This window comes from Pseudarthrobacter sp. NPDC058329 (genome assembly GCF_042879835.1).
Lineage (GTDB): Bacteria > Actinomycetota > Actinomycetes > Actinomycetales > Micrococcaceae > Arthrobacter.
Map to the genome: position 1 here is coordinate 46,844 of NZ_JBHVZR010000007.1, position 23,964 is coordinate 70,807.

Here is a 23,964-nt window from a genome sequence, read left to right on the forward strand (position 1 = left end):
TGGCCCGTGGACACATCAGCGAACGGTGAAACCGCCGGCGGCGTGAAGTCCGGAGACCCTGCTGCCCTGTAGAGGAAGGCCGCCATCGCATCCCTGCTGATGGCCTGCAACGGGCGGTACGTCACCCTGCCGCCTGGCTCCTGCCAGCCGGTGGAGATCTCCTGGTCCGCGAGCCACGCCATCTCCTTGTAGAACTGCTGGCCCGTGGACACATCAGCGAACGGTGAAACCGCCGGCGGCGTGAAGTCCGGAGACCCTGCTGCCCTGTAGAGGAAGGCCGCCATCGCATCCCTGTTGATGGACTGGAGTGGACGGTACGTCACCGTGCCGTCAGCTTCCGTCCAGCCGTTGGAGATGCCCTTGTGAGCGAGCCACGCCATCTCGAGGTAGTGGAGCTGGGTAGTGGTGACGTCCGCAAACGGGGACACCGCCGGCGGAACGAATACTGGCTCACCAACAACCGGGGCTGCGGGGGTAACAACGTTGGACGCAGCCGAGGCTGGGCTCGCACCCGCAGCATTCCGGGCAATTACCTGGAAGTTGTACTCAGTACCGTTGGTAAGGCCCGTCACCGTAACGCTTGTCTGCGTCGGAGCTATACCTTCAATTGTCCGAACCACGGTGTTGCCCTGTCGGACCAGCACGGTGAACGACTCTGCGGCGATCCCAGTGGCGGGTGCCGAGAAACGGACGGTGGCCGTGGTGTCGCCCGCCTGGGCAGTCCCGATGGCCGGGGCCGGCGGAACTTCATCCACAGGATCCACAGGATCCACGGGGTCAACGGGATCCACGGGGTCCACTGGTGCCGGGGGGTCCACCGTCGTGTCCAGGAAGCGCAGCTTTTCAACGTTGGTGATCCGGTCGGTGCCGTCTTCACCGGTGCCGCGGGCGTGTACAACGGTGGTGACGCCGCCAACGTTGGTGATGTCATATTCGTTCAGCGCACCCGTGAAGACCGCTGTGTCCACATCGGAAGCACCGGGGCTGGAAAGGATCTCGCGGACGATGGACACATTGCCGGGATCGATAGTGCCGGCCATGATGTCCGCCTGGAGCTCCGTCAGCGACGTTGCTGTCCTGACCTCAGCCCCCTGTGCATCGCGGACGCTGAGGCGGACGTTGAGCCACTTGTCACCGTCGATGATGTCGTCGGCGCCGTTGCCCCAAATCTCGTCGCTGCCCGAGCCGCCGATGATGATATTGCCCGCGCCGAAGCTGGTGGCCCCTGCAGGCAGGAGGTCAGCAAGGCCGTTGATGCGCGCAATGCCTGCGGCATCCAGCACATTGGTCAGGCCTTCGACGTTGATCTCTTCGTCAGGCTGCGAGGGCACATCATCGTCCCCGCGGAGCACATCATCCTTGTCCCAACCCGAGAGCGCTTCGACCAGCAGGAAACGGTCCCTCAGCGTGTTCGGTCCGTCAACGACGATCATTCGCATGTCCGAATTTCCCGGTTCGATGGAGCGGGCGTGCGTGACCCAGTCGAAGCCGAAGACGCCGTGGTTGCGTTCGATGCCGGGGCCGGCAACCATCACGTCGTCACCGCCTTCAGCGTCGTAGTCGTCCTCGCCGGAATCGCCGATCAGGACGTCATGGCCCGGAGCATTGATATCGTCGAAGAACGGCGCTCCGCTGTCACCCTGCAGCAGGTCGTTGGAGTTTCCGCCTTCCTGCCAGTCGTCCCCGCCGCCGCCGAAGACGATGTCGGCACCGTCGCCGGACAGAACCAGGTCGTTTCCTTCTCCGGCGAAGGTTTCGTTGCTGTTGAGGCCACCGTTCGAGAAGTCCGCGCCTTCGCCGGACATAATGATGTCCAGCCCGGGCCCGGCGTCAATGGCGTCATTGCCGTTGCCGCCCTTGAGGACGTCATCGCCATGGGAGTCGGTGATTCGGTCATCGCCGTCGCCGCCAAGAACGGTATCGGCGCCATCGTTGCCTTCAATGATGTCGTCGCCTTCGTTGCCCCAGAAGGTGTCATTGTCGATGCCACCCCAGATCCGGTCCCCCAGGACCGTTCCGTTGAACGTGGACTGCGCGTTGAGTCCCGGGCGGTCCACCGCGTTGCTGACGCGGTACCGGATGGTGCCGTCCGACATTCTCATCAGGAGCTTTGACTCGTCGCAGGCGGAGGTCAGGTCGTCCGTCACGGAGTTCCCGGTGCTGGCAGCAATCCTGCTGATTTCAAATTCGCAGTCCGCCACGCCAAAGACGTCAGCCTTGAGGGCCGCAGCGTCCGTATTGCGCATAACGAGCTCGGCAAGCGAATTGCCTTCCAGCTGTGTCCGCAGGTTCAGCCCTGAAGTGCGGGACAGGTAGTACATCCGGTCCCCGTCCTGCAGGTCGGTCATCTGGCGCTCGAAGATGTAGTTGAAGGTCGAGCCCAGCAGGCCCCCGAACAGGTTCTGGTATTCGGCCAGGCCGCCCACCCACAGGTCAACGCTGTCGAGGCCGCTTGCTTTTCCTGCCCAGGTTCCGGCGCTGTTGACGAAATCGTAGGCGTCGGCAGGAGTTTCGGTGTCGGCGGTGTCCATGTCGAACAGGCGTTGGGCCGCCGCGCGCTTGTCGGTGATGGACGTGGCTGCCTTGATCGTGTCGTGCTCGCCGTAGGCAGCCATGAAGTTCACCACGGAATCGGGATGCTTCAGGTTCTGGCCAAAGTCCACCCAGCTCGTGTACGGCTTCAGGGACGATTCGCCGGTGGAGTTGTACAGCTGCGTACGGAGATTGTTCAGTGAAGGAACGCCGGTCTCCCGGCCACGGGCGATGTTCAGCGAGGCGAGGTCCAAGGGCAGGCCCAGGACGTTGTTCCGCAGGGTGTCGGTGACGAACTCGTCGAGTTCGGCACCCACCTGGTCCGTCATTCCCATGGCGATGGCGCCGGCTGCCTGCTTTGGCGTCAGCGTACCGTTCGGGCTTGAGTAGTAGGCCGCCGGGTTCAGGAAGGCGTCCAGCAGCGGCATCCCGATGTCGGTGCCGTCGTTTGTTTTCCGGTCCACGGTTTCGGTCAGCATCGAGTGCCCAAACCGGTAGGTGGCGTGTGCGAACTCTGCCATGATCGCAGGGTCGATACCGGTATCTGACTGCATGAACGGGTTGAAGGCGTTGATGCCGGGCTGGATCTTGCGTGCGAAGTCCTCGAACACAATGTGCTGGTATTCCATTTCCGTCACGTAGCGTGCGGCCTGGAACAGCCGCTCACCGTTCCATTGGCCGTTCGGAAGCCTCCACTCGTTCAAGTCGAGGTTCTGCGTTGTCACCAGGTTCTGCATGTAGCCCACCAGCCGGTTGTGTTCCGAATGGAAGACCTGGTGAATGGCGGTGAGGCCGATGTTCTCATTGACGCGGCCATCACCGGCAATGAAATGCGCTTCAAGCGTCTCGTTGTCGTAGGTGCCCCGCGTCGCGAGCGGCTGGGCTACCGGGTTGGCGATGGTGTCGGCGTCGGCACCGAGCGCCTGGCCGGTCTGGGAATTGAAAGGTGCGGCGTTGTGTGCGATGTCATCCAGGAAGGCGATGCCAATTCGCTCCACATCCGCTGGCGGGGCCACCGGGGTTGCCAGGTTCCCCTCCACGCGCCCGCTGGCCGTCTCATACTGCGGCAGGCCGTTGGGTCCGCGCAGGAAGCGGCCATACTGGTCGGTGGCCAGCTTGGGGATCTCGGCGATGTCGTGATCGGACAGCTCAAGTCCAAGCAAAGTCCTTGCCTGGTCCTTGATGTCGGCCCATGTTGCCATGCCGCCGGGCTCGCCTTCGAGGAGCTCACCGGTAGTGACGGGATCGCCGGCCTCGTTCAACGTATATTCGCGCAGGAACACCTGGTGGGACGAGTGCGATGAGTAGGTCTGGCTCTGGTCCACCCACGGTGAGTCCGTGTTGGTGCCGTTCTGTTCGTCGTCGGCGGTGCCCAGGACGCCGTCGGGGCCGGGCTGGTTCTCAGCACGGCTCAGCAGCATAAAGTTAGTCCGCCCGCCCGGGACGTAGAGCGGATCATCCGCAGCCAGCGGCATCATGACGTAGTTGCTGGTCTTCTTGGTGAAGTCCACACCGTGGTCGAAGAACTGGCCGAAGAGCGCAAACATTCCGTTGTAAGGCGGTGAGAGTCCGAAGTCGGTGGTGACGTTGGGGATGTCCAGGGTCTCGCCGGCGGGAACACAATTTTCCGGCACACCCTCGCTTTCGCACGGTACCGCAGTAGGTTCGTCATTGACCGTGCGGTGCGCCTTGCCGGCTGCTGCCACGGCGGCAGGGTTGGTGACGGTTTGGTCGACAATCACGTTACTGATGAAGCGCGGATTGTTGTCCGTCAGGCTTTTGTTGACGGACTTGTAGCTCTCCCCGGCGGATGTGCTCCGCCACTCCGGTTCTGTCATGCGGGGGAATTCGCGGCTTGCGGAGCCGAAATCCTCCTGCCCGGCGAGGAGATTGTTATCGGTTCCGTCAACAGTCCGGAGGCCGTAGGGCAGCAACGGATTGGCGATCTGGTTAGGCCCGCTGCCCACGAGCGGCTGGCCCGGAACATCCTGGCCTTGCGCGTTCTCCTTGGTTGCGTGGTTTTCGGCGATTTTGATCTGCTTCAGGATGAACCGCATGTCGCCGGCATTAAGCGTGAAGTCCTGGCCGGTGGGAGCAGCAGAAACAGCGGGTGCGAGCACGGACGGGACTACTCCCGCCCCAATTACGAGAGCCAATGCCCCGGCGGTGACCTTACGCGTCATTGCGTTCGTCAAAGCGCTGGAACGTGGCATGCTGACCTCCTTCCGCGGCTTGCGAAGTTTTGCCATTTTTTTCTCCATCGAGTCATAACCGGCTCCCCCCTCGTCGTGGTCGCTCGGTTTCGCTGAACGGCCCCAGCATGCTTGGCGGCCCTTTGGAAAAGCTGGGGCGGCGGCTGGCGAACTGCAGCCTCCGGCCGGATTGCTAAGCTGGCGTGGCATCCACGCACTTGCAACAGCGCGCAACGTTCCGAGGAGATCCAGATGAATGGCACCGGCAAATCCGTGCTCGTCACCGGGGCCACCGGCTACATCGGTGGCCGGTTGGTGCCAAAGCTGTTGGAGGAGGGCCATACTGTCAAAGTCCTGGTGCGCTCCCCCGGCAAAATTGCCGGAGTTCCCTGGCGGGACAGGGTGGAAGTCGTGGAGAGCAGCCTGGACGACGGCGTCGCCTTGCGGGCAGCCCTGGCGGGCGTCGACGTCTTTTATTACCTCGTGCACTCGATGGCTGCAGGCGCAGGATTCGAAGCCAAGGAACAGGCGATGGCCCGGGCCGCCGCTGATGCCGCTGCGGCGGCGGGTGTGGACAGGATCATCTACCTGGGCGGGCTCCATCCCCAGGGCGTGGAACTGTCCACCCACATGCGTTCCCGCGAAGCGGTCGGCAAAGTGTTCCTGGACAGTCCGGTGGACGCCATCGTGTTCCAGGCGGGCGTGGTCATAGGCTCCGGCTCAGCCTCCTTCGAGATGATCCGCCACCTCGCCGAAGCCCTGCCGTTGATGCCCGCTCCCAGCTGGGTCCGGAACCGCATCGAGGCCATCGCCGTGCGCGATGTGCTCTACTACCTCGTCTCCGCGGCGTCACTGGAGGGCCCGCTCAACCGCACGTTCGACGTCGGCTGCCGCCAGGTCCTCACGTATGCCGGCATGATGCAGGAGTACGCCGCGGAGGCCGGCCTGCCGTACCGGCCCGTGCTGGCACTGCCGGTTCCCGCACCCAAGCTGGCCGGCCTGTGGGTGGCCCTGACCACGCCCATCCCGTTGGCCATGGCGGTGCCCCTGGTCCAGTCCCTCCAGCACGACGCCGTGTCCAATGAACACAACATCGACCAGTACATCCCGCGGCCCGACGGCGGCCTGACCGCCTACCGCACCGCCGTCGCGCTGGCCCTCGGCAAGGAACGCGACGGCCAGGTGGAAACCACCTGGGCGAACGCGGGGGTGGCTGCCGATCCCTGCCCAGCGATCCCGACTGGGCCGGGCATAAGGTGTACATCGACGAACGGACCTTCCACGGCGACGTCGATCCAGCCCACGTGTGGAGGGTCATCGAAGGAATCGGCGGGCGGAACGGCTGGTACTCCCTGCCGTTGGCGTGGCAGGTCCGCGGCGTGCTGGACAAACTGACGGGCGGCGCCGGGCTGCTGCGCGGACGCCGGCATCCGCACACGCTGGCCAGCGGTGAGGTGGTGGACTGGTGGCGGGTGGAACGGATCGACCGCGGAAAACTGCTGCGGCTCCGCGCCGAGATGCGGGCGCCGGGACGTGCCTGGCTGGAGCTGTCCGTGGAGCCGGACGGCAGCGGCAGCCGGTACCGGCAGCGGGCCATTTTCTTCCCCAAAGGCCTCAGCGGCCGGCTGTACTGGCTGGCTGTCCTTCCGTTCCACAGCCTGATCTTTCCGGCCATGGCGAGGAACATCACCGGGGCGGCGCGGAAACAGGTGGATGCGGAGCGGACAGCCCGGACCCCGTAGGATGTTTGGAGCCTAATCCGACCCCCACGTCCCAGGAGGACCCATGGCCCTGAGCGCAACCACTTCCCTTCCGCACTCCGTCCCCAGCGTTGCAGCTGTCCTGGTGAATGAGGATTTCCAGCGCCACGTCAGCCAGCTTGTAGGCGGCAGCCTCGAATCCTTCACCGTTGACGGCGACGTCGCCGGCGCGTTCAGCACCACGTCCGTACGGACCCTTCCCACCACCCGGCTTCCGGAGTTTGCCCGGAAGTTTGTGGGTGAGCACCTGAAAGTGACCCAGGTGGAAAGCTGGGATGCCCCCGCGCCTGACGGCTCCCGCCAGAGCAACATTTCCCTGAAGGTCGCCGGCGCCCCCGTGGACGTCACCGCCGTGCAGCGGCTGGTTGCTGCCGACGGCGGCACGCGCGTCGAGCTTGAGGGTGCCGTCAAGTCCTCGGTTCCGTTCCTCGGCGGAAAGATTGCCGACGCCGCCGAGCCTATGGTGGCCAAAGCGCTGAACCTGCAGGCCAAGCAGGCACAGGCCTGGCTGGAAAGCCACTAGTCGCGTGGAGCTGCCCGTCTTCGCCGCGCTGGTCCTGATCATCGCCGGCGCCTGGTCCCTCGCGGTATGGCCGCAGTTCCTGCGCCGGGTCATGAAAGATCCCCGTGCCCGCGACGCCGCCGGCAAGGCCACGAAGTTCCTCAACGTCCACGTGGTGCTGGTGGGCATCTCGATGGTGCTGGGGGCGGCCACGGCCATCATCGGCATAATGGCACTGTTTTAACCATGACCTGCTAAAAAATCCGGGCCTCCTTCATGCTGGAAGGAGGCCCGGATTTTTGCTGTCAGGCTGCCTGGTTGAGTGCGTCCTCTGCCGCCACCCAGGAGATCATGGCGCACTTCACGCGTGCCGCGTAGCGCGCCACTCCCTCGAACGCTGCGGCATCACCCAGCAGCTCCGGGTCTGCAGGTATTTTGCCTCGGGACCGGAGGACTTCCCGGAAGCTGTCGATCACCTCGTGCAGCTCTGCCACCGTCATTCCTTCTGCCAGGTCCGTGAGGACGGAAGCGGATGCCATGGAGATGGAACAGCCCTCGCCGTCCCAGGCAATCTGTGCCACTTTGCCGTCGGTGACCGCCAGCCGCAGGGTTACTTCGTCGCCGCAGACGGGGTTGAGCTGGTGCGATTGGCCCGTCGTGGCGCCCGCCGGCGCTTGCACTCCGGCGAGTCCGCTGCCGTGGCGGGCCTTGGAATGGTCAAGGATGATCTGCTGGTACAGGTGGTCAAGGCTCATGTCATACCTTCAAAGTGTTGGTGTCTTAGGCGCGGAAGTAGGCCCGAACGCCCGCGACGGCATCCAGGAAATGGTCCACGTCGTCTGTGGTGTTGTACAGGTACGCGCTTGCCCTGGTGGTGGCCGTCAACCCCAGCCGGCGGTGCAGCGGCTGGGCGCAGTGGTGCCCAACACGCACGGCGATTCCCCGGGAGTCGAGGAACTGGCCCACGTCGTGGGCGTGCACTCCTTCGACGTCGAACGCGGCGAGCCCTATCCGGTCCTTGCCCGCTGCGGGACCGAGGACCCGGATACCCGGAAGGGACTCCAGTCCGCTGACCATCCGCTGGCCGAGCTCAGCCTCCCACCGGTGGATCCTGTCCAGCCCCGTTTCCGTCAGGTAGTTTGCTGCAGCAGCCAGGGCCACAGCCTGGGAAATACGCTGGGTTCCGGCTTCAAAGCGCTGGGGCGCGGGGAGGTAATCGGCGCGCTCCATGGTCACGGTGGTGATCATTGACCCGCCCGTCAGGAACGGCGGCAGGATGTCCAGGATGTCTGACTTTCCATAGAGCACCCCGATTCCTGTAGGTGCGAGCATCTTGTGTCCGGAAAAGACTGCGAAGTCAACATCCAGCCCTTTGACGTCCAGTGGCATGTGCGGGGCGGACTGGCAGGCGTCCAGGACCACCAGGGCACCGACGTTCCGTGCCAGCGCGGTAAGTTCACGGACAGGATTGATGGTGCCCAGAACGTTGGAGGCGTGGGTAAAAGCCAGCACTTTCGTCCGCCCGGTGACGATGTCGCCGGCCACGTCCATGCGGAGGCTGCCGGCGTCGTCCACCGGTATGTAGCGAAGGAGCGCCCCGGTCCGGAAGGCAAGTTCCTGCCACGGAATGAGGTTCGCGTGGTGCTCCATCTCGGTCACCACGATCTCATCACCTGGGTTCAGTGCCAGATCCTTCAGCCGGGCGTCTCCCCGCCCCTGGGCAGCCCAGAGTCCGGCGTTGGACAGCGCATAGCTGATGAGGTTGAGGCCTTCAGTTGCATTGGAGGTCCAGATGATCTCGGAGTAGTCAGCGTTTACAAAGCCGGCCACTGTCTGCCGGGCATCCTCAAATGCCTCAGTTGCCTCGACCGCAAGGTGGTGGGCGCCCCGGTGCACGGCAGCATTGCGCTGCTCATAGAATTCCTGTTCGGCTTCGATGACACTCAGCGGATTCTGGGACGTGGCTCCGGAGTCCAAGTAAATCAGCGGGTTTCCGTTGACCATTTGGTCAAGGACCGGGAAGTCGTTGCGGATGCGCTGCACTTCGGCGTTATCCATGACCGGCAAGGCGCGTTCCAGTGTGGCTGGCGTTGATACTACGGCCAAAACTAACTCCTTGAGATGCCAACGGATGACACTCAATTGTCCCACAGCACGGCTGTGGCGGCCGCCCGGAAGGGCAGCCGCCACAGTCGCTCCGGGCTTCAGCCCGCGGAAATGAGGGCCGGCAACGGCTGGGGGGAGAGTCTCGGTCTCAGAAGACTCTGACGTTGCCGGCCCCGCCCAGCCCGGCCCCGAAGGACCGGAAGTTTGTCAGGACGGAAAAGCCTTGTTTACCCGGCAACTCTTGCGGCCATTCTCGGCCGGTTCCTTTTGCCTCCTTAAGTAAATACTTCGGCACAAGGATGCGCACGAGTAGGGTGTACTCGAATTCGCCGTCCACGGACTACCGGGACTGCCTGCAGTACCCGCATGGCAGCCTATTTCGGGAGGGCTGACTCCAGCTCCTCGCGGCTGCGGACGCCCAGCTTTACGTACGTCCGGTACAGGTGACCCTCCACGGTACGTACAGAGACCATCAACCGTTGGGCTATTTCGCGGTCGGTGAGGCCCTGTACCGCGAGCCCCACGATGTCCTGTTCGCGGCGGGTGAGGTGGACGGCGGGAGCCGCAGCAATGAACCGGCCCTCCCTGAACCGCTCCCCCAGCTCGTGGTCGCACTTCTCCCGCAGCGCCACGGCCTGCCTGGACCGGCGGCGGTCTCCGGCCTGTTCCAGAAGCGCACTGGCCCGGGCATAGGCCTCCCGTGCGAGATTCACGAACCCGGATTCCTCCAGTGAAGCTGCCGTGTCCATCAGGGCATCGCCGTCTGCAGCTTCCCAGCCGGTTGCCAGTGTCAACATCGCCTGCGCCCACCGGCCTTCCACCGACTTCGCGACCGACTGCACCATGGGGATGACGGAAGGATCACCCAGTTCCCAGCAGATGGCCAGGATTTCGAGCAGGGTTCCGGCCCTGGCTGCGGCGTCCTGCGTGGTGGCCAGGGTGTGGAGCGTTGCCAGGCCCTTCCCGTCCCTTGACAGATATTCGGATGCGGCGGCACCGTAAGCGCCGGCCAGCAGCTCGTGGGCAGGACCGCCGGCCACTGCGTCAGTGAAATCCTGTTCGAGCCGCTTGGCCTGGGCGGAGTCCCCCAACCTGGCCGCCACGTAAAAACCAAGGGCGGAACCGAAGCGGAAGAGCTGCAGGGGGTCGTTGAGCCTCAGCGCCTCGACTGCCGGCAGCAGCATCTGGTAGGCCCGCTCCATCCGGCCTTGCCGCAGGAGGGAGTAGCCCCTGAGCACCTGCAGGCTTCCGTTGAAGGTGGCGGCTCCCGGCGCATGTCCGGCCGCGTAGTTGTCCAGTTCGCGCTCGGCCGACTCCCACTCACCCATCGCCAGGTAATCGGTCACCAGCCGTCCCAGCACAAACTCCGTAAAGAAGAACAGGCTGTCTTCCAGCGGAGGCAGCTCGGAGGCAGCCAGCAGGGCGGAGTCCAAACCCTCGCCGGCTCGGCCGGCCGCGGCGAGGGCGTGGGCCAGAAGCGCCTCGCCAAGCACCAGAAGGGATTCGCTTCCGGCATCCTCAGCGGTGTCGGCGCCCCGCAGCGCCCCCACCTCGCTGGCAAGTGCGTTGGCATCCACGACCGCGCCGAGCTGCAGGAAGCGCATAACCTGCAGGCCTTTATCCTTGTGTTGCTTGTCGCTCTCGGCCGGCTCCATGGCGGCGTTTTCCCGGATGTCCTCGACCATGGCGTCCAATGACTGGCCAGTGGCCTGATGGGCCGCTGCCCGGAGCAGGAGGACAGCGGGACCAACGGGTTCGTCGGACAGCTGACGCCAACAGGCATCAAGCAGGTTTGCGGCCTGCCTGTAAGCTCCCTCGTTGTAGTGGGCCCGTGCCTGGATGGCCTTGGCCAAAGGCACGAGTGCAGGATCCTGGATTTTGGCCGCAATAGTGCGGGCGCTGACGTTGCGGAAACGCCTCAGGGCCTCCCGTGCGGCGTCGAGCATTTCCGGGTCCGGGGCACGCAGCCCACACTCAAAAGCCCACTCCACGGAGCGAAGCATGCCCTCCCCACGCAACACGGTGCCGTTCTGGTGGGCCCGGATCTTCTCCAGCAGCTGCAGGCTCCGCGACACGGAGAGTGTACTTCGGATGGCGTTGGCAAAGAGCGCATTCCACAGGGAGAGTTCGGCCGGAACTCCGGAAGTCTCAATAATCATCTGTTGGTCAAGGAGCGATCGGACCACGGCCGCGCCGCTGACGTCCTCAATCACCTTCCGGCCCACCGGCCCGGCAAGCGCAATGAGCTTCAGCGCCTCCTGCTCCTCCGGCCCACGCCGGATGTGGTCCTTGGTCACCACCGCGGTGAGCTGGGGGCCGTCGGCGGGCACGGGCCCAAGCAACATCCAGATGCCGTTCCGTTTGGCCAGGACACCGGTTTCTGCAGCATCGTGCAGCAGGGCGTCGAGGATGCGGGGATTACCTCCGGACGCAGCCCACACGGCATCCACTGTGGCGGCCGGAACCGTTCCATCAAGGACGTGGGCCAGAACTTCATCGATCTGTTGCCGGTTGAGGGGGCGGAGGTCAACCCGCTCGGCAAGGCCGTCGTACCAGAGTTGGTCCAGTGGCTGCGGCAGCCCGGGCCGTGGCCTGGCAGCTGCAACCACGGTGGCCCAACCTGCGGAAATCAGATCCGCCACTACACCGGCGGAGGCGTCGTCCAGGTGGTGTGCGTCATCCACCACTAACAGGACGGGCGCGCTGCGCCCCGCCTTCAGCTTCTCGAAGTACGTCCACATCGAACGCAGGACCGCCACTGGCGAGACGGACTCTTCGGCATTCAGCTCTCCCGTATAGGGCGTCAGGACGCCGAAAGGCACAGCGGCAAGGGCGGAACTGCCGTGAATCTGCAATATGTTCAGGTCCTCGGAAAGCCGGTCTGAGATGGCTTCCGTCAGGGACGTCTTGCCAATCCCGGGGCCTGCCATCACAAATACCGCCTGGCTGGTCCCGTTCCGGACAATGTTGCAGATCCGGTCCAGTGGTTCGCGCCGGCCGGTTACGGGGCGGTGGGCGGCGGTCGGTTTGTGGCCGTTAGACGAGTCCAGTCAGATCACCCCTGGAAGTTACGCCGAGCTTCGTGAAGACCTGGTACAGGTGGCCTTCCACTGTGCGGACGGATACACCCATTTCCAGGGCGATGTCACGATTGGACGCTCCGCGGCCGGCCAGCCGTGCGATCTGGCGCTCCCGGGCGGTCAGCAACGGGCTGCCGCTGCTCGGCACAATGGGAAGGTTGGCCACAGTGGCAGCCAGGATGTCCAGGCGCGCCTGGGCGGTCCGGGCCGAGATCGAATCTCCGTCCTGCCGCGCGAAGTCTACGGCCAGTGCCATGCACCGGGCCTCCACAGTGTCCAGTTCGAGGGTGGCCGCGATTTCACCTGCGGCAAGCAGGGTCTTGGCATCCTTGGTCCGGGTCCCCACCGCGACCAGCCGGGCGATCTCAGCCAAGGGGCCCTGCCGGCGGTCCGCAATATCCTCCAGGAGGCGGAAGTCGGCGTCGCTCCCGTTCACGGTTGCTGCCAGGAGGCTGATCCCGGCGACTGTGTAAAGACCTGCGGCCATGGTGCGCCGGGAGGACTGCTTCAGGCCGGCGACGGCTTCGGAGTCGCCCAGCCAGCGACCCGCCACCAGGGCGCAGAACTCGATGATGCTCTCCGTGGTGAAGCCCGAGGTGCCCGGTGTCCGCTGAAGTTTTGCCAGGAACTTACGCGCCTGGGCAGCGTTGCCCGTCTGCGCGTGGGCCAGCGCCGTAGCCGCGTAGGCACAGCGGAGGGCACTTTGGAGCGGCTGGAGCTCCAGCTGCGCCACCGCAGAAATCAGCGGGTCCAGTGCGGCCTCGCCGCGGCCCGAATAGACATAGGCGAGCCCGGCGGCGAGTTCAGTCGCCGCGCTGCGGTACGGCAGGTGGTCGTAAGCCCCATTTCCGTGCGGACCCAGGAGGTCGATACACCGCCGCCACTGCCCGGCCACCAGCAGCACCAGGTACGCCTCCCTGGTGAACTGCTCGCGCAGCCCCACAACGTGCGAGGCGTCCGTTATTTGGCCTCCAAGCTGCCGCATCAGGCTCAACGCATCCATTTCCCGCCCGGTCAGGGCCAGCGCCGTCATCAGGATGACGGCTGACTGCATCCTGTAGGCCGTGTCCGGGTTTCGTGCCGCATCTGCTGCTGCCTCAAGGTCTGGGATCATGGCGGCGTAGTCGCCTACGAACGCACGGTACTCGAACTCGCTGAGGGCGACGCGGTTCGCGGCTGCCACTGCGGGGTGTGGCCAGGCGGCGTCGTTTGCGGCGCCGTCCAGGCGTTGCCGGGCTTCGGCGAGTAGGGCGGGGACTTTGCCGGCCTGCTCCGGATGCCACAACATCACCCTGGCCTTGGCCGCTATGACGCGGGCGTACTCCTCGGCTCCAAGGCTGTCCAGCTCGGGCTGGGAAATATCGTCCAAGGCAGCGAGGGCCTGGACCGGCAGGTCCAGCTGAAGGTAAGCACCCGCCTTCTGGCGCTGCGCGGGTACCCACTCCTGGTCCGTCCGCTTCAGCATGTCCGCATAGGCAAGGGCGAAGCGGGGATCAAACAGCTGGACGGCGGCTTCGGCCGCTGCCAGCGCCAGGGCGGGGCTCAGCTCGGCCTCACACTCGTGTGTCCACGCGGCGAAGGCCATCAGCTCTTCGACGGTCATCCCAGCCGGATCGGGTTCGGTACCGGCCAGAAGCGCGGTCCGCAGTTCCCGGCGCCGGGCGATGCTGATCCAGGACCGCACGACGTCGCCGATGTACTTCTCACGCAGGGACACCCAGCGGTGGTCCGAGTCGTCGATTTCCAGCAGGCCGGCATCCTCCATGTCCGCCACCACCTCGGCGCGGTACACCGCCGTGAGCCGGGAGAGCTCCACCCGCCTGGCGCAGGAGAGCATCTCGATGACTTCCCTGGTTTCCGGTGTCTCCCGGGACCAGCGGGACCGGACGATGTCGTCAAGGCTGGCGGCGCCATCGAGCACCACTTTGTCGCGCAAGGTCCAAACGGAGTCCGACAGGACGAGGTTGCCCGAAAGCCGCTGTTCGGTGACAAGTGCTTTCAACAGCAGCGGGTTGCCGCCCACCATGCGGTGATAGGTGGTGACCAGCGATGCGGAGACCCGGTGGCCGAGCAGGGACAACAGGACCTGGCGGGTCTGCAGTTCATTGAGGTTGCTGAGCCGGACTTCTGTCAGGCGCCGGTCCGTGAGCAGCCAATGGAAGTCCGCGGGCAGGTCACTGATCTTCGGTGCAACGGCAATGATTTTGGCTGTGCCTGTTAGGAGTATGTTCAAGAGCACTCCCGCGCTCATGTCGTCAATGCTTCCGGTGGTGTCCAGGGTGATGATGCAACGCCGGCCTGCGGCATCGCTCCGGATCAGTGACGTGATCCCCCGAAGAATTGCTGTGGGGGAACCCATGTAGGCCTGCGGCAGGCGCGCCAGCAGGAACGAAAGACAGCCGTAGGGTGTGTTGGCGCCGGCGGGCCCGCTGCGAAGCTGCAGGGACCAGACGTCTGCTCCGAGGTCGGAAACTGCTGCCCGGGCGAGGGATGACTTTCCTACACCACGGCCGCCCGTGATGACGGCGCCCAGTGAGCCGTCGTTGGTCAGCGCCGTGCGGACCGCTTCAAGATTGGCGCTGCGGGCAGGGGCAGACCAATGTTGGGCCCCGGGCGCGCCGGAGCCCTCGCTTTGCAGCCCAACGTCGTGAGATGTTGACCCACGTCCCCAGCTAAGTGGCTCGATTGACATGAACTTGTCCCCTACGTCCCGCGATAGCGGGAGGTAGCCCCATTGCTCCCCCGCCTATGAAAAAGACTACCTTGTGGCACTGACAAGGAAACAGGTACCAGGGACTTTAAGTTTTTTTGTTGCTAGCGCTCGGACTTCGCCGGATGGAACCTCTGCTGCGCGGATGTGAGCCCTTCCCGCAGGAGCATCTCCACCGCATCGGCTGCCTCGTCCAGCAGGAAAGGCAGTTCCTTCAGTTCGCCGGCGCCAAAGTCCCGCAGCACATAGTCGGCCGTGTCCATCCGGCCGGGCGGCCTTCCAACCCCCACCCTGACCCGGAGATAATCCTTGGTGCCCAGCGCTTTGGAGATGTCGCGCAGCCCGTTATGGCCGCCTTCTCCCCCTCCGGTCTTGAGTTTCACCGTGTTGAAGGGAATGTCGATCTCGTCGTGGACCGCCACGACACGGTCCGGTGTGATGCCGTAAAAGTTTGCCAGCGCCGAAACGGGTCCGCCCGAGACGTTCATGTAGCTCATGGGTTTGGCCAGCACCACGCGGGGACCGCCAATGCCGAGCCGCCCCTCCACTACCTGCGCGCGCGCCTTGTGGCTCTTGAATCCCGCGCCCACACGGCCGGCGAGTTCGTCAAGGACCATTTGTCCGACGTTGTGCCTGTTGCCCTGGTACTGCACCCCCGGGTTTCCGAGGCCAACAATCAACCAGGTGTCAGTCATGAATCAATCCTAAGGTGGGGGCGCCGCGTGGTGGGGGCGGGGAAGCGGGCAGACACGGCAGTGGCCGGATCCCTGGGGGACCCGGCCACTGCTGGAAAGTGCAGGCTGATTACTCGGCTGCGGCCGCGGAAACGGCAGCTTCCTCGGCGCCTTCTTCTTCGCCGGACTCGGTGGCCTCGGAGATGTTCACTACGAGGGCATCGGCGTCGGCCAGGAGGACAGCACCCTTGGGCAGGACGAGGTCGGACGCGTGGATGTGCTCGCCGGCGGTGCGGCCTTCAATGCTGACCTCGACGGCGGTGGGCAGGTGGGTAGCCTCGGCCTCCAGGGAGATGACGGTGAGTTCCTGGTTGAAGACGTTGCCCGGAGCAAGCTCGCCCACGATGTGGACGGGGATGTCAACGGTGACCTTCTCGCCCTGGCGGACGGTGAGGAGGTCGATGTGCTCGATGATCTGCTTGATCGGATCGCGCTGGACATCCTTGACCAGGGCCAGGTGGCTTTCACCGTTGATGTCCAAGGACAGCAGGGCGTTGGCGGTGCGGACGGCCAGGGTGGTGGCCTTCGCGGGGAGGGTGATGTGGATGGGCTCGGCGCCGTGGCCGTAAATGACGGCGGGAATCAGGTTCGCCATGCGGGCGCGGCGGGCGTAGCCCTTGCCGAATTCGGTGCGTACTTCTGCTGCGAGCTTCTGCTCAGACATGGATATCTCCTTGAAAACTAAACGGTGTTCAGCAAGGGCGGAGGTCTGTTGCGACCTTCAACGCCGGGCGGCCGTGGCCGGACCCATCTTCGAAGGGAGATTCAGACCCAGTCGATAACGGAGACTGCAGACCGGTTCCCGCAAAGGTTACCGGCGCTCTCCCTCGCCAAGGTATCGCTGGAAAGTCTACCAGCGGCTGTCCCTGAAACAGAAAACGGGCCCTTGCGCCCGGCGGCTGACTGGTCGGCCGCCGGGCTTGTTTGCTGCGTCAGAGGTCAGGCCTTGCCGTCAAACAGGCTGGTGACCGAGCCGTCGTCGAACACTTCGCGGATGGCACGGGCGATCAGCGGAGCGATGGACAACACCGTCAGCTGCGGGAAGCGCTGCGACGCGGTGAGCGGCAGCGTGTTGGTGACCACCACTTCCCGGGCGCCGGACTCGGAGAGCCGCTGGGCGGCAGGCTCGGAGAAAACAGCGTGCGTGGCGGCGATGATTACGTCCTTCGCCCCTGCATTTTTCAGAACGTTGACGGCGCCGGAGATGGTTCCTCCGGTGTCGATCATGTCGTCGATCAGGACACAGGTCCGCCCCTCAATCTGGCCCACAACGGTCTTCGAAACGGCCTGGTTGGGAACGGTGAGGTCGCGGCTCTTGTGCACGAACGCCAGCGGAGCGCCGCCCAGGCGTTCTGCCCACTGCTCCGCTACGCGGACCCGGCCGGTGTCGGGAGAGACCACGGTGATGTTCGCCGCATCCACCCGGGTGCGGATGTAGTCAGCGAGCAACGGAATGGCCATCAGGTGGTCCACCGGGCCGTCAAAGAAGCCCTGGATCTGGGAGGTGTGCAGGTCCACACTCATGATGCGGTCGGCGCCGGCGGTCTTGTAGAGGTCTGCCACCAGGCGGGCCGAGATGGGCTCGCGGCCGCGGCCCTTTTTGTCCTGCCGGGCGTACGGGTAGAAGGGTGAGACCACCGTGATGCGCTTGGCCGAGGCACGCTTCAGCGAATCGATCATGATCAGCTGTTCCATCAGCCAGTTGTTCAGCGGGGCCGGGTGCGCCTGGATCACAAAGGCATCGGTGCCGCGGACGCTTTCACCGGCACGGACGTAGATCTCACCGTTGGCGAAGTCGTAGGCGTCTACCGGGAGGAGGTCGGTGCCGAGCTCCTTGGCGATCTCCCGGGCCAGCTCGGGGTGGGCGCGGCCTGTGGCCAGCACCAGCTTCTTTTCGCCGCGCGCCGTAATTTCGCTCATTATTGCTTGCCCTCTTCTGTAGATGCCGGGGTACTTGAGGAATCTGGGGTGGCTGCCTGGGCCAGTTCCGCGGAGAGGGTGCCGGGCCGGTTTGCTGCCACCCAGCCCTCGGTGTTGCGCTGCGCAGCAATAGTCAGCGCGAGCGCACCTGCCGGAACGTCCTTGCGGATCACCGCGCCGGCGCCGCTGTAGGCGCCGTCCCCCACGGTGACCGGGGCAACGAACACTGTGTTGGAGCCTGTCCTGACGCCCGAGCCGATGACCGTACGGTGCTTCTTCTCGCCGTCGTAGTTGGCCGTGATATTTCCGCAGCCGATGTTGGTGTCCTCGCCGATTTCGGCGTCGCCGGCGTAGCCGAGGTGGGACAGCTTGGATCCGCGGCCGATGGTGACGTTCTTGGTTTCGTAGAACGCGCCGATCTTGCCGCTTTCCCCCAGGACGGTGCCGGGGCGCAGGTAGGTGAAGGGACCGACGGCGGCGTCCGCGCCGATGACCGCTCCTGAACCGTGGGTGCGCACCACCTTGGCACCTTCACCGATGGTGACATCGGTGAGCGTAGTGTCGGGGCCCACGACGGCGTCCCTGGCCACGGTGGTGGCACCATGCAGCTGGGTGTTGGGCAGGATCCGGACGTCCTCGTCAAGGGTGACTGAGGAGTCGATCCAGGTGGTTGCCGGGTCCACCACGGTGACGCCGGCCCGCATCCATGCCTCGACGGTACGGCGGTTCAGCTCGGCGCCCAAGGCGGAAAGCTGAACGCGGTCGTTGGCACCTTCCACCTGCCAGCGGTCGCCGGTGACGACGGCGGCGACGCGGCCGCCTGCCTGCCGCGCCAATCCGAGGACGTCGGTGAGGTACTTCTCGCCCTGGGAGTTGTCGGTGGTGACGTGGGCCAGTGCGTCACGAAGGACAGCAGCCTCAAAGGCGTATATGCCGGAGTTGACCTCACGGATAAGCCGCTCGGCGTCGGAGGCGTCCTTGTGTTCGACGATGCCGGTGACGGTCCCGTCGTCGGCGCGCAGGATACGGCCGTAGCCGGTGGCGTCGTCAAGGACTGCCGTCAGGACGGTGACTGCGTTGGCTTCGCGTTCGTGTGTGGCCACGAGCTCGGCCAGCAGGTCTCCGGAAAGGAGGGGAACGTCGCCGTAGGTCACCACAACGGTTCCGGTGAGGTGCTGGTCGGCGTCCAGGGCTTCCAGGGCGGCCTCCACTGCGCGTCCGGTGCCCGGAATATCGTCCTGGTCCACGATGACGGCAGCAGGATCCAGCTCTGAAAGGTGCCGTGCCACCAGGTCACGTTCGTGGCGGACCACGATGGCAAGCTGGCGGGGATTGATGCTGCGTGCGGCCAGAAGGGCGTGGCCCACCATGGACCTGCCGCCGATCTCATGAAGGATCTTGGGAGTGCGCGATTTCATCCGCGTCCCGGCGCCTGCCGCCAGAACGATGACCGCGGCCGGGCCGGAATTCTCGGGGATCACGTGCGGGTTCTCCTTGCTAGTTACGCTGGCGTTTGCGGTGCCCGCGCGGCCTGAAGCCGTCCCGGCACCGCATGTCATCCTACTGAACGCTCCTCGCACAGCAGTTCCGCCCATAGGATTCGAACCTATACTCCACGGCTCCAAAGGCCGGGGTGCTGCCATTACACCAGAGCGGACCGTGCCGCAGCGCTTTGCCTGGGCACAAGTAGTTATTTTGCCACGGGTTCGGGGCACCGCGCGACACGGACCGTTCATCCCATGGTCCCTCCACGTTTCTGCCTCGTTCCTTCCCACGTCCAGGCCGGCAATTCCGCCGGGGACCCGTAGTGCATGATGGAAATGTGAGCAACAACCCTCCGCGGACACGGATGACCGGCCTTCAGCGGCGGAGCCAGCTGATCGACGTCGGCCGGGGCCTCTTCGCAGTCCGCGGCCTTGACGGCACCACCATCGAGGAGATCGCAGCGTCCGCGGGCGTATCCAAGCCTGTCATCTACGAACACTTTGGCTCCAAGGAAGGGCTCTACACCCAGGTGGTGGACTTCGAGTTCCGGATCCTCCTGGACGCCATCAGCACCGCCCTTACGGAGGAAGCGAAGCCGCGGGTCCTCGTGGAGCGGGCCGCACTGGCGCTGCTGACCTACATTGAGGACCGTACCGAAGGTTTCCGGATCCTGATGCGGGACGCCCCGCCGTCGCAGCCCGAGGGGGCCTTCTCCACCCTGCTTTCCCATGTCACCGCCAAGGTGGAACACATCCTCTCCGACGAGTTCGACCGCCGCGGCTTCAGCGCGCAGGACGGCGCCATGTACGCCCAGATGCTCGTCGGCATGGTGGCCATGACCGGCCAATGGTGGCAGGACAGCCGCGACCCCGACAAACACACCGTCGCCGCGCACCTGGTAAACCTCGCATGGAACGGCCTGACCGGCCTCAAGAAGGACCCGGAGCTGATGTCCGAAGGCTGAGTTGTTCGGCGGTTGGCTTGCGTCGCGATGGGTCACCTTCGTGAGCGAGGCACCTGTCCTCTGCGTGCTGCTCCTTCGTCGCTTTGACGCACGCTGCCTGACAGCCGCCCCACTCACGTGTGCCGCCGTTACCGCGTCTTAGCGGGCCTTAGGAAACGAGCGCATCGCGGCGCACCGGGCGGCGAAGGCCGGCTCCGGCACCCAAGGTGAACCTACTCGCCGAGGACTTCCAGCGCCTCCAGCCACTCGAGTTCCAGGGCTTCGCGTTCGCCGGCGAGGTCCTTGAGCTTCTTGTTCTGTTCGGCCAGGGCGTCGAAGTCGTTGCCGGCCGTGCTTTTGACCATCTGGTCGTGAAGCTTCTTTTCCTGCTGCTCCAGTTTGCCGAGCTGTCGTTCGATGCGGTTCTTGGCCTTGCGGGCGTCCCGTTTTTCGGCCTCGGACGGGCCGGCGGCAGCGGTGGCCGCTGCAGCTGAACCGCCGCTGGTGATGGGGTTGCCGCCGCCGGTGATGGTGGACCCGGCAAGGGCGGATTCCCGGAGTTCCAAGTACTGGTCCACGCCGCGCGGCAGGGCGCGGATCTTGCCGTCGCCGAGCAGCGCCATCTGGTGGTCAGTGACGCGTTCCAGCAGGTACCGGTCGTGGCTGACCACAACGAGGGTTCCGGGCCAGCCGTCGAGGACGTCTTCGACGGCGGCGAGGGTATCGGTGTCCAGGTCGTTGGTGGGCTCATCGAGCATGAGCACGTTCGGCTCCCCCACCAGCAGGCGCAGCAGCTGAAGACGGCGCCGCTCACCGCCGGAGAGATCCTTGACCGGGGTCCACTGCTTCTCGTTGGTGAAGCCAAGCTGCTCCACGAGCTGGCCCGCGGTGAACTCCTTGCCGCCCACGTTGAAGGAGCGCTTCTCGCGCTCGATCACTTCGATGACGCGCAGGTCCGAGACGTCGTCGAGCTCTTTGACCTCCTGGGTCAGCACGGCGGTGACCACGGTCTTGCCGCGCTTGACCTTGCCGGACGTGGGTTCGATCTGGCCGTTGAGCAGCTTCAGCAGGGTGGTCTTGCCGGCGCCGTTGACGCCCACCAGCCCGAGCCGCTCACCGGGCGTGAGGCGAAGGGTGATGTTGTCGAACAGTTTCTGCCCTTCGTCACCGCCGAGGAAGTCCAGTGAGACGTTTTCCAGGTCCAGGACGTCCTTGCCCAGGCGCGCGGTGGCCATTTTGCTCAGTGCCGTGGAATCCCGGGGTTCAGGCACGTCAGCGATGAGGGCGTTCGCCGCCTCAATCCGGAACTTCGGCTTGGCGGTGCGTGCCGGCGCGCCGCGGCGGAGCCAGGCGAGTTCTTTTTTGACCAGCTGCTGCCGCTTGCTTTCCATGACCGACGCCGCGCGGTCCCGCTCGGCGCGGGCCAGCACGTACGCCGCATAACCGCCTTCGAAGGGGTCCACAATGCCATCGTGGACTTCCCAGGTCTTGTTGCAGACCTCGTCGAGGAACCAGCGGTCGTGGGTGACCACCAGGAAAGCGCCCTGGTTCGCCCGCCACCGGGTCTTCAGGTGCCGGGACAGCCAGGCCACGCCCTCCACATCCAGGTGGTTTGTAGGCTCGTCGAGCATGATGACGTCGTGGTCCTCAATGAGCAGCTTGGCCAGGGCCACGCGCCGCTTCTGCCCGCCGGACAGGGCGTGCACGTTGGCGTGCCAGTCGACGTCGGACACCAGGCCGCCCATGATTTCCCGAATCTGCGGGTTCCGCGCCCACTCATAGTCCGCCTGGTCCCCCACGATGGCCGCACCAACTGTCAGGTCGCCGTCCAGCACGTCGCTTTGGTCCAGGTAGCCCACGTTGACATCCCCGCGTTTGGTGACGCGTCCGGAATCAGGGGTGGACCGCAGCGCCAGCAGGCGCATCAGGGTGGACTTTCCGTCACCGTTCCGGCCCACCATGCCGATCCGGTCGCCCTCTTCGAGTCCGAGGGTGATGCCGTCCAGGACGGTGCGGGTTGCGTAGGAGACCGTCAGGTTCTCGCCGCCAAGAAGGTGTGCCAAAGGGAACTGCTTTCTGCTGCTGAGGTAGGAACTGAACGTCTTACAGGAGGATGTCGGACATGATGCGGGCCCCTGGAACGGGACCATGAACGGCGAGGGCCGTCAGGCCGTAACGCCGCAGGTTCTCCGCCAGGCCTTCGGCAGCTACGGGGTCATCGGCCAACAGCGCCACGGTGGGACCCGAGCCTGAGACGATGCCCGCGATAGCCCCGTGTGCTTCACCGATTCCCAGCGTATCGCGCAGCGAAGGCGCCAGTTCGATGGAAGCCCGCTGGAGGTCATTAACCAGGACACGGCTGAGGGCCTCAGCGTCCCCGCTGCGCAAAGCGGTCAGGATCTGCGGGTCCACCGCCGTCGGCTCCGCAACGTCAATGCCCTCCGCCGTCCGCAGCCGGTCCAGGGTCCTGTAGACGTCGGGCGTGGGCAGTCCGTAGTCGGCCGTGACCAGGACCCAGTCGGTCTGCGCCTTGGCCAGGGCCGGGGACAGCTCATCGCCAACGCCCAGGCCCACAGCGGTGCCGCCGAGCAGGGAAAAAGGAACGTCTGCGCCAAGCTCGGCGGCGAGGTGGGCCAGTTCCTCACGGGACAGCCCGCTGTTCCAGAGCGCATCACAGGCCAGGAGCGTGGCGGCAGCGTCAGCCGAGCCACCGCCCATACCGCCCGCCACCGGCACCCGTTTCGTGATTTCCAGATGCACGCCCGTGGCATGCTCTGAGACGTCCGCCATGATGGCTGCCGCCTTATACGCCAGGTTGTTCTGGTCCAGCGGAATATCGACGTCGTCCAGGTCGAGGGTGCTGTCCGGGCTGAGGCTCACAGTGATGCCAGGGGTCTCGGTACTGGTGGCCGCCACTTCCTCGTACAGGGATACGGCGAGGTACACGCTGGCCACGGAATGGTAGCCGTCGGGCCGGAGGGGCCCGACGTCGAGGGAAACGTTGACCTTCCCCGGAGCCTTGGCCCGGACGGTCCTCGGGACGAACCGTCCAGCCAGTGCGTTCACGGGCGGGCCTCCCGGGCTTCCGCGATCTTTGCAAAAGCTGCAACGTCGATCACTTCACCCCTGGCCGTGGGGTCCACGCCGGCCGCCACCAGGCAGCGTTCGGCTTCGGCCGCGCTGCCAGCCCAGCCGGCGAGGGCTGCGCGGAGCGTCTTGCGCCGCTGCGCGAAGGCGGCGTCCACCACGGCGAAAACCTGCTCACGGGTGGCGGTGGTTGCGGGTGGTTCGTGACGGCTGAAGGACACCAGCCCGGAGTGGATCTTGGGGGCCGGCCAAAAGACGTTCATGCCGATCACGCCGGCTTTGCGCATCCGGCTGTACCAGGCAGCCTTCACGGATGGAACACCGTACGTTTTGGAGCCCGGGCCGGCAGCAAGGCGGTCAGCCACCTCGTCCTGCACCATCACCAGGCCGTGCTGCAGGCTGGGGAAGTGCTGCAGCAGGTGCAGTACCACGGGTACTGCCACGTTATAAGGCAGGTTGGCCACCAGTGCTGTGGGCTGGACCGGAAGCTCTGTGACCTTCATGGCGTCAGCCTGCACCAGGTGGAACCTTCCCGCTGCGGCAGGGCGCCACTCCGTCACAGTGGCCGGAAGTTTCGCTGCCAGCACGGGGTCGATCTCCACCGCGACTACCGAAGCGGCAGCGTCCAGCAGCCCCAGGGTCAGCGAGCCCAGGCCGGGCCCCACCTCCAGGACAGTCTCGTCCGGGCCCACACCCGCCGCGGCCACAATCCTGCGGATCGTGTTGCCGTCAATCACGAAGTTTTGGCCCAGGGTCTTGGTGGGCCGGACACCTATCTCTTCCGCCAGCCGGCGTATGTCGGAAGCACCAAACAGCGGTGCGGGCGCGGCGGGGATCGGTTCAGTCACCTAGGTATCCTATCCCGCGCGCCCCTTGCGCCCGGCCTGGTTAAAATGCGTGGCCGGCCCCGGAA

At 65.2% G+C, this 23,964-nt stretch carries 15 protein-coding genes, 1 tRNA gene and 1 pseudogene; 4 read left to right on the top strand and 13 right to left on the bottom strand.

Going from position 1 to position 23,964, the window contains the following annotated elements; all coding sequences use genetic code 11:
• Positions 1–4,745, bottom strand: a 4,745-nt coding sequence (locus ACFVYC_RS11315) for a peroxidase family protein (RefSeq protein WP_387549876.1), incomplete at its 3' end; no start/stop codon positions are given.
• 231 nt (positions 4,746–4,976) lie between these two features.
• Between ACFVYC_RS11315 and ACFVYC_RS11320 the strand changes: the two are divergent.
• From ACFVYC_RS11320 to ACFVYC_RS11330, 3 genes and pseudogenes are all read left to right on the top strand, one after another.
• Positions 4,977–6,466 (top strand): annotated as a pseudogene (locus ACFVYC_RS11320) (SDR family oxidoreductase).
• Positions 6,467–6,509: 43 nt separating this feature from the next.
• Positions 6,510–7,007, top strand: coding sequence for a DUF2505 domain-containing protein (locus tag ACFVYC_RS11325; RefSeq protein ID WP_387549878.1), 498 nt, complete (start codon positions 6,510–6,512; stop codon positions 7,005–7,007).
• Positions 7,008–7,011: 4 nt separating this feature from the next.
• A complete protein-coding gene (locus ACFVYC_RS11330) occupies positions 7,012–7,230 on the top strand; it encodes an SCO4848 family membrane protein (RefSeq protein ID WP_387549880.1) in 219 nt (72 codons plus the stop codon).
• 61 nt (positions 7,231–7,291) lie between these two features.
• On the opposite strand, the gene sufU is transcribed toward ACFVYC_RS11330, so the two are convergent.
• From sufU to ACFVYC_RS11375, 9 genes are all read right to left on the bottom strand, one after another.
• On the bottom strand, positions 7,292–7,741 hold the full coding sequence (sufU, locus tag ACFVYC_RS11335) for a Fe-S cluster assembly sulfur transfer protein SufU (protein ID WP_387549882.1): 450 nt from the start codon (positions 7,739–7,741) through the stop codon (positions 7,292–7,294).
• Between the two features lie 25 nt (positions 7,742–7,766).
• Positions 7,767–9,092, bottom strand: a complete 1,326-nt coding sequence (locus ACFVYC_RS11340) for a SufS family cysteine desulfurase (protein WP_387549884.1) — start codon at positions 9,090–9,092, stop codon at positions 7,767–7,769.
• A gap of 374 nt (positions 9,093–9,466) precedes the next feature.
• Entirely contained in the window at positions 9,467–12,076 is a 2,610-nt protein-coding gene (locus ACFVYC_RS11345) for a LuxR C-terminal-related transcriptional regulator (protein WP_387550089.1), read from the bottom strand.
• Positions 12,077–12,128: 52 nt separating this feature from the next.
• Complete coding sequence (locus ACFVYC_RS11350; RefSeq protein WP_387549885.1) at positions 12,129–14,864, bottom strand: LuxR C-terminal-related transcriptional regulator; 2,736 nt, start codon at positions 14,862–14,864, stop codon at positions 12,129–12,131.
• A gap of 122 nt (positions 14,865–14,986) precedes the next feature.
• Positions 14,987–15,577 (bottom strand): aminoacyl-tRNA hydrolase, encoded by a 591-nt coding sequence (pth, locus tag ACFVYC_RS11355; protein WP_387549887.1) that lies wholly within the window; start codon positions 15,575–15,577, stop codon positions 14,987–14,989.
• A gap of 109 nt (positions 15,578–15,686) precedes the next feature.
• On the bottom strand, positions 15,687–16,280 hold the full coding sequence (locus ACFVYC_RS11360) for a 50S ribosomal protein L25/general stress protein Ctc (RefSeq protein ID WP_387549889.1): 594 nt from the start codon (positions 16,278–16,280) through the stop codon (positions 15,687–15,689).
• Positions 16,281–16,555: 275 nt separating this feature from the next.
• Positions 16,556–17,536, bottom strand: coding sequence for a ribose-phosphate diphosphokinase (locus ACFVYC_RS11365; protein ID WP_387549890.1), 981 nt, complete (start codon positions 17,534–17,536; stop codon positions 16,556–16,558).
• Positions 17,536–19,017, bottom strand: a complete 1,482-nt coding sequence (glmU, locus tag ACFVYC_RS11370) for a bifunctional UDP-N-acetylglucosamine diphosphorylase/glucosamine-1-phosphate N-acetyltransferase GlmU (RefSeq protein WP_387549891.1) — start codon at positions 19,015–19,017, stop codon at positions 17,536–17,538. Before glmU ends, ACFVYC_RS11365 begins: the two co-directional genes overlap by 1 nt.
• Positions 19,018–19,121: 104 nt before the next feature.
• A tRNA-Gln gene (locus tag ACFVYC_RS11375) sits at positions 19,122–19,193 on the bottom strand.
• Between the two features lie 165 nt (positions 19,194–19,358).
• Here ACFVYC_RS11375 and ACFVYC_RS11380 point away from each other — a divergent pair.
• On the top strand, positions 19,359–19,985 hold the full coding sequence (locus tag ACFVYC_RS11380) for a TetR/AcrR family transcriptional regulator (protein ID WP_387549892.1): 627 nt from the start codon (positions 19,359–19,361) through the stop codon (positions 19,983–19,985).
• 212 nt (positions 19,986–20,197) lie between these two features.
• On the opposite strand, the gene ACFVYC_RS11385 is transcribed toward ACFVYC_RS11380, so the two are convergent.
• The 3 genes from ACFVYC_RS11385 to rsmA are packed head-to-tail and all read right to left on the bottom strand — an operon-like array spanning position 20,198 to position 23,899.
• The gene (locus ACFVYC_RS11385) at positions 20,198–22,027 is read right to left on the bottom strand and encodes an ABC-F family ATP-binding cassette domain-containing protein (RefSeq protein ID WP_387549894.1); all 1,830 of its coding nucleotides are present in this window, start codon (positions 22,025–22,027) and stop codon (positions 20,198–20,200) included.
• A 40-nt stretch (positions 22,028–22,067) separates the two neighbouring features.
• Complete coding sequence (locus ACFVYC_RS11390) at positions 22,068–23,030, bottom strand: 4-(cytidine 5'-diphospho)-2-C-methyl-D-erythritol kinase (protein WP_387549896.1); 963 nt, start codon at positions 23,028–23,030, stop codon at positions 22,068–22,070.
• Positions 23,027–23,899 carry a 16S rRNA (adenine(1518)-N(6)/adenine(1519)-N(6))-dimethyltransferase RsmA gene (gene rsmA / locus ACFVYC_RS11395; protein ID WP_387549898.1) on the bottom strand — a complete coding sequence of 291 codons (873 nt, stop codon included), beginning with the start codon at positions 23,897–23,899 and terminating at the stop codon, positions 23,027–23,029. Before rsmA ends, ACFVYC_RS11390 begins: the two co-directional genes overlap by 4 nt.
• Positions 23,900–23,964 lie beyond the last annotated feature (65 nt).

Excerpts from the sequence above, each read along its gene's own strand:
- ACFVYC_RS11350 (WP_387549885.1), bottom strand. The coding sequence starts at position 14,864 with ATGTCAATCGAGCCACTTAGCTGGGGACGTGGGTCAACATCTCACGAC.
- ACFVYC_RS11360 (WP_387549889.1), bottom strand. The coding sequence starts at position 16,280 with ATGTCTGAGCAGAAGCTCGCAGCAGAAGTACGCACCGAATTCGGCAAG.
- sufU (WP_387549882.1), bottom strand. The coding sequence starts at position 7,741 with ATGAGCCTTGACCACCTGTACCAGCAGATCATCCTTGACCATTCCAAG.
- ACFVYC_RS11325 (WP_387549878.1), top strand. The coding sequence starts at position 6,510 with ATGGCCCTGAGCGCAACCACTTCCCTTCCGCACTCCGTCCCCAGCGTT.
- ACFVYC_RS11365 (WP_387549890.1), bottom strand. The coding sequence starts at position 17,536 with ATGAGCGAAATTACGGCGCGCGGCGAAAAGAAGCTGGTGCTGGCCACA.
- pth (WP_387549887.1), bottom strand. The coding sequence starts at position 15,577 with ATGACTGACACCTGGTTGATTGTTGGCCTCGGAAACCCGGGGGTGCAG.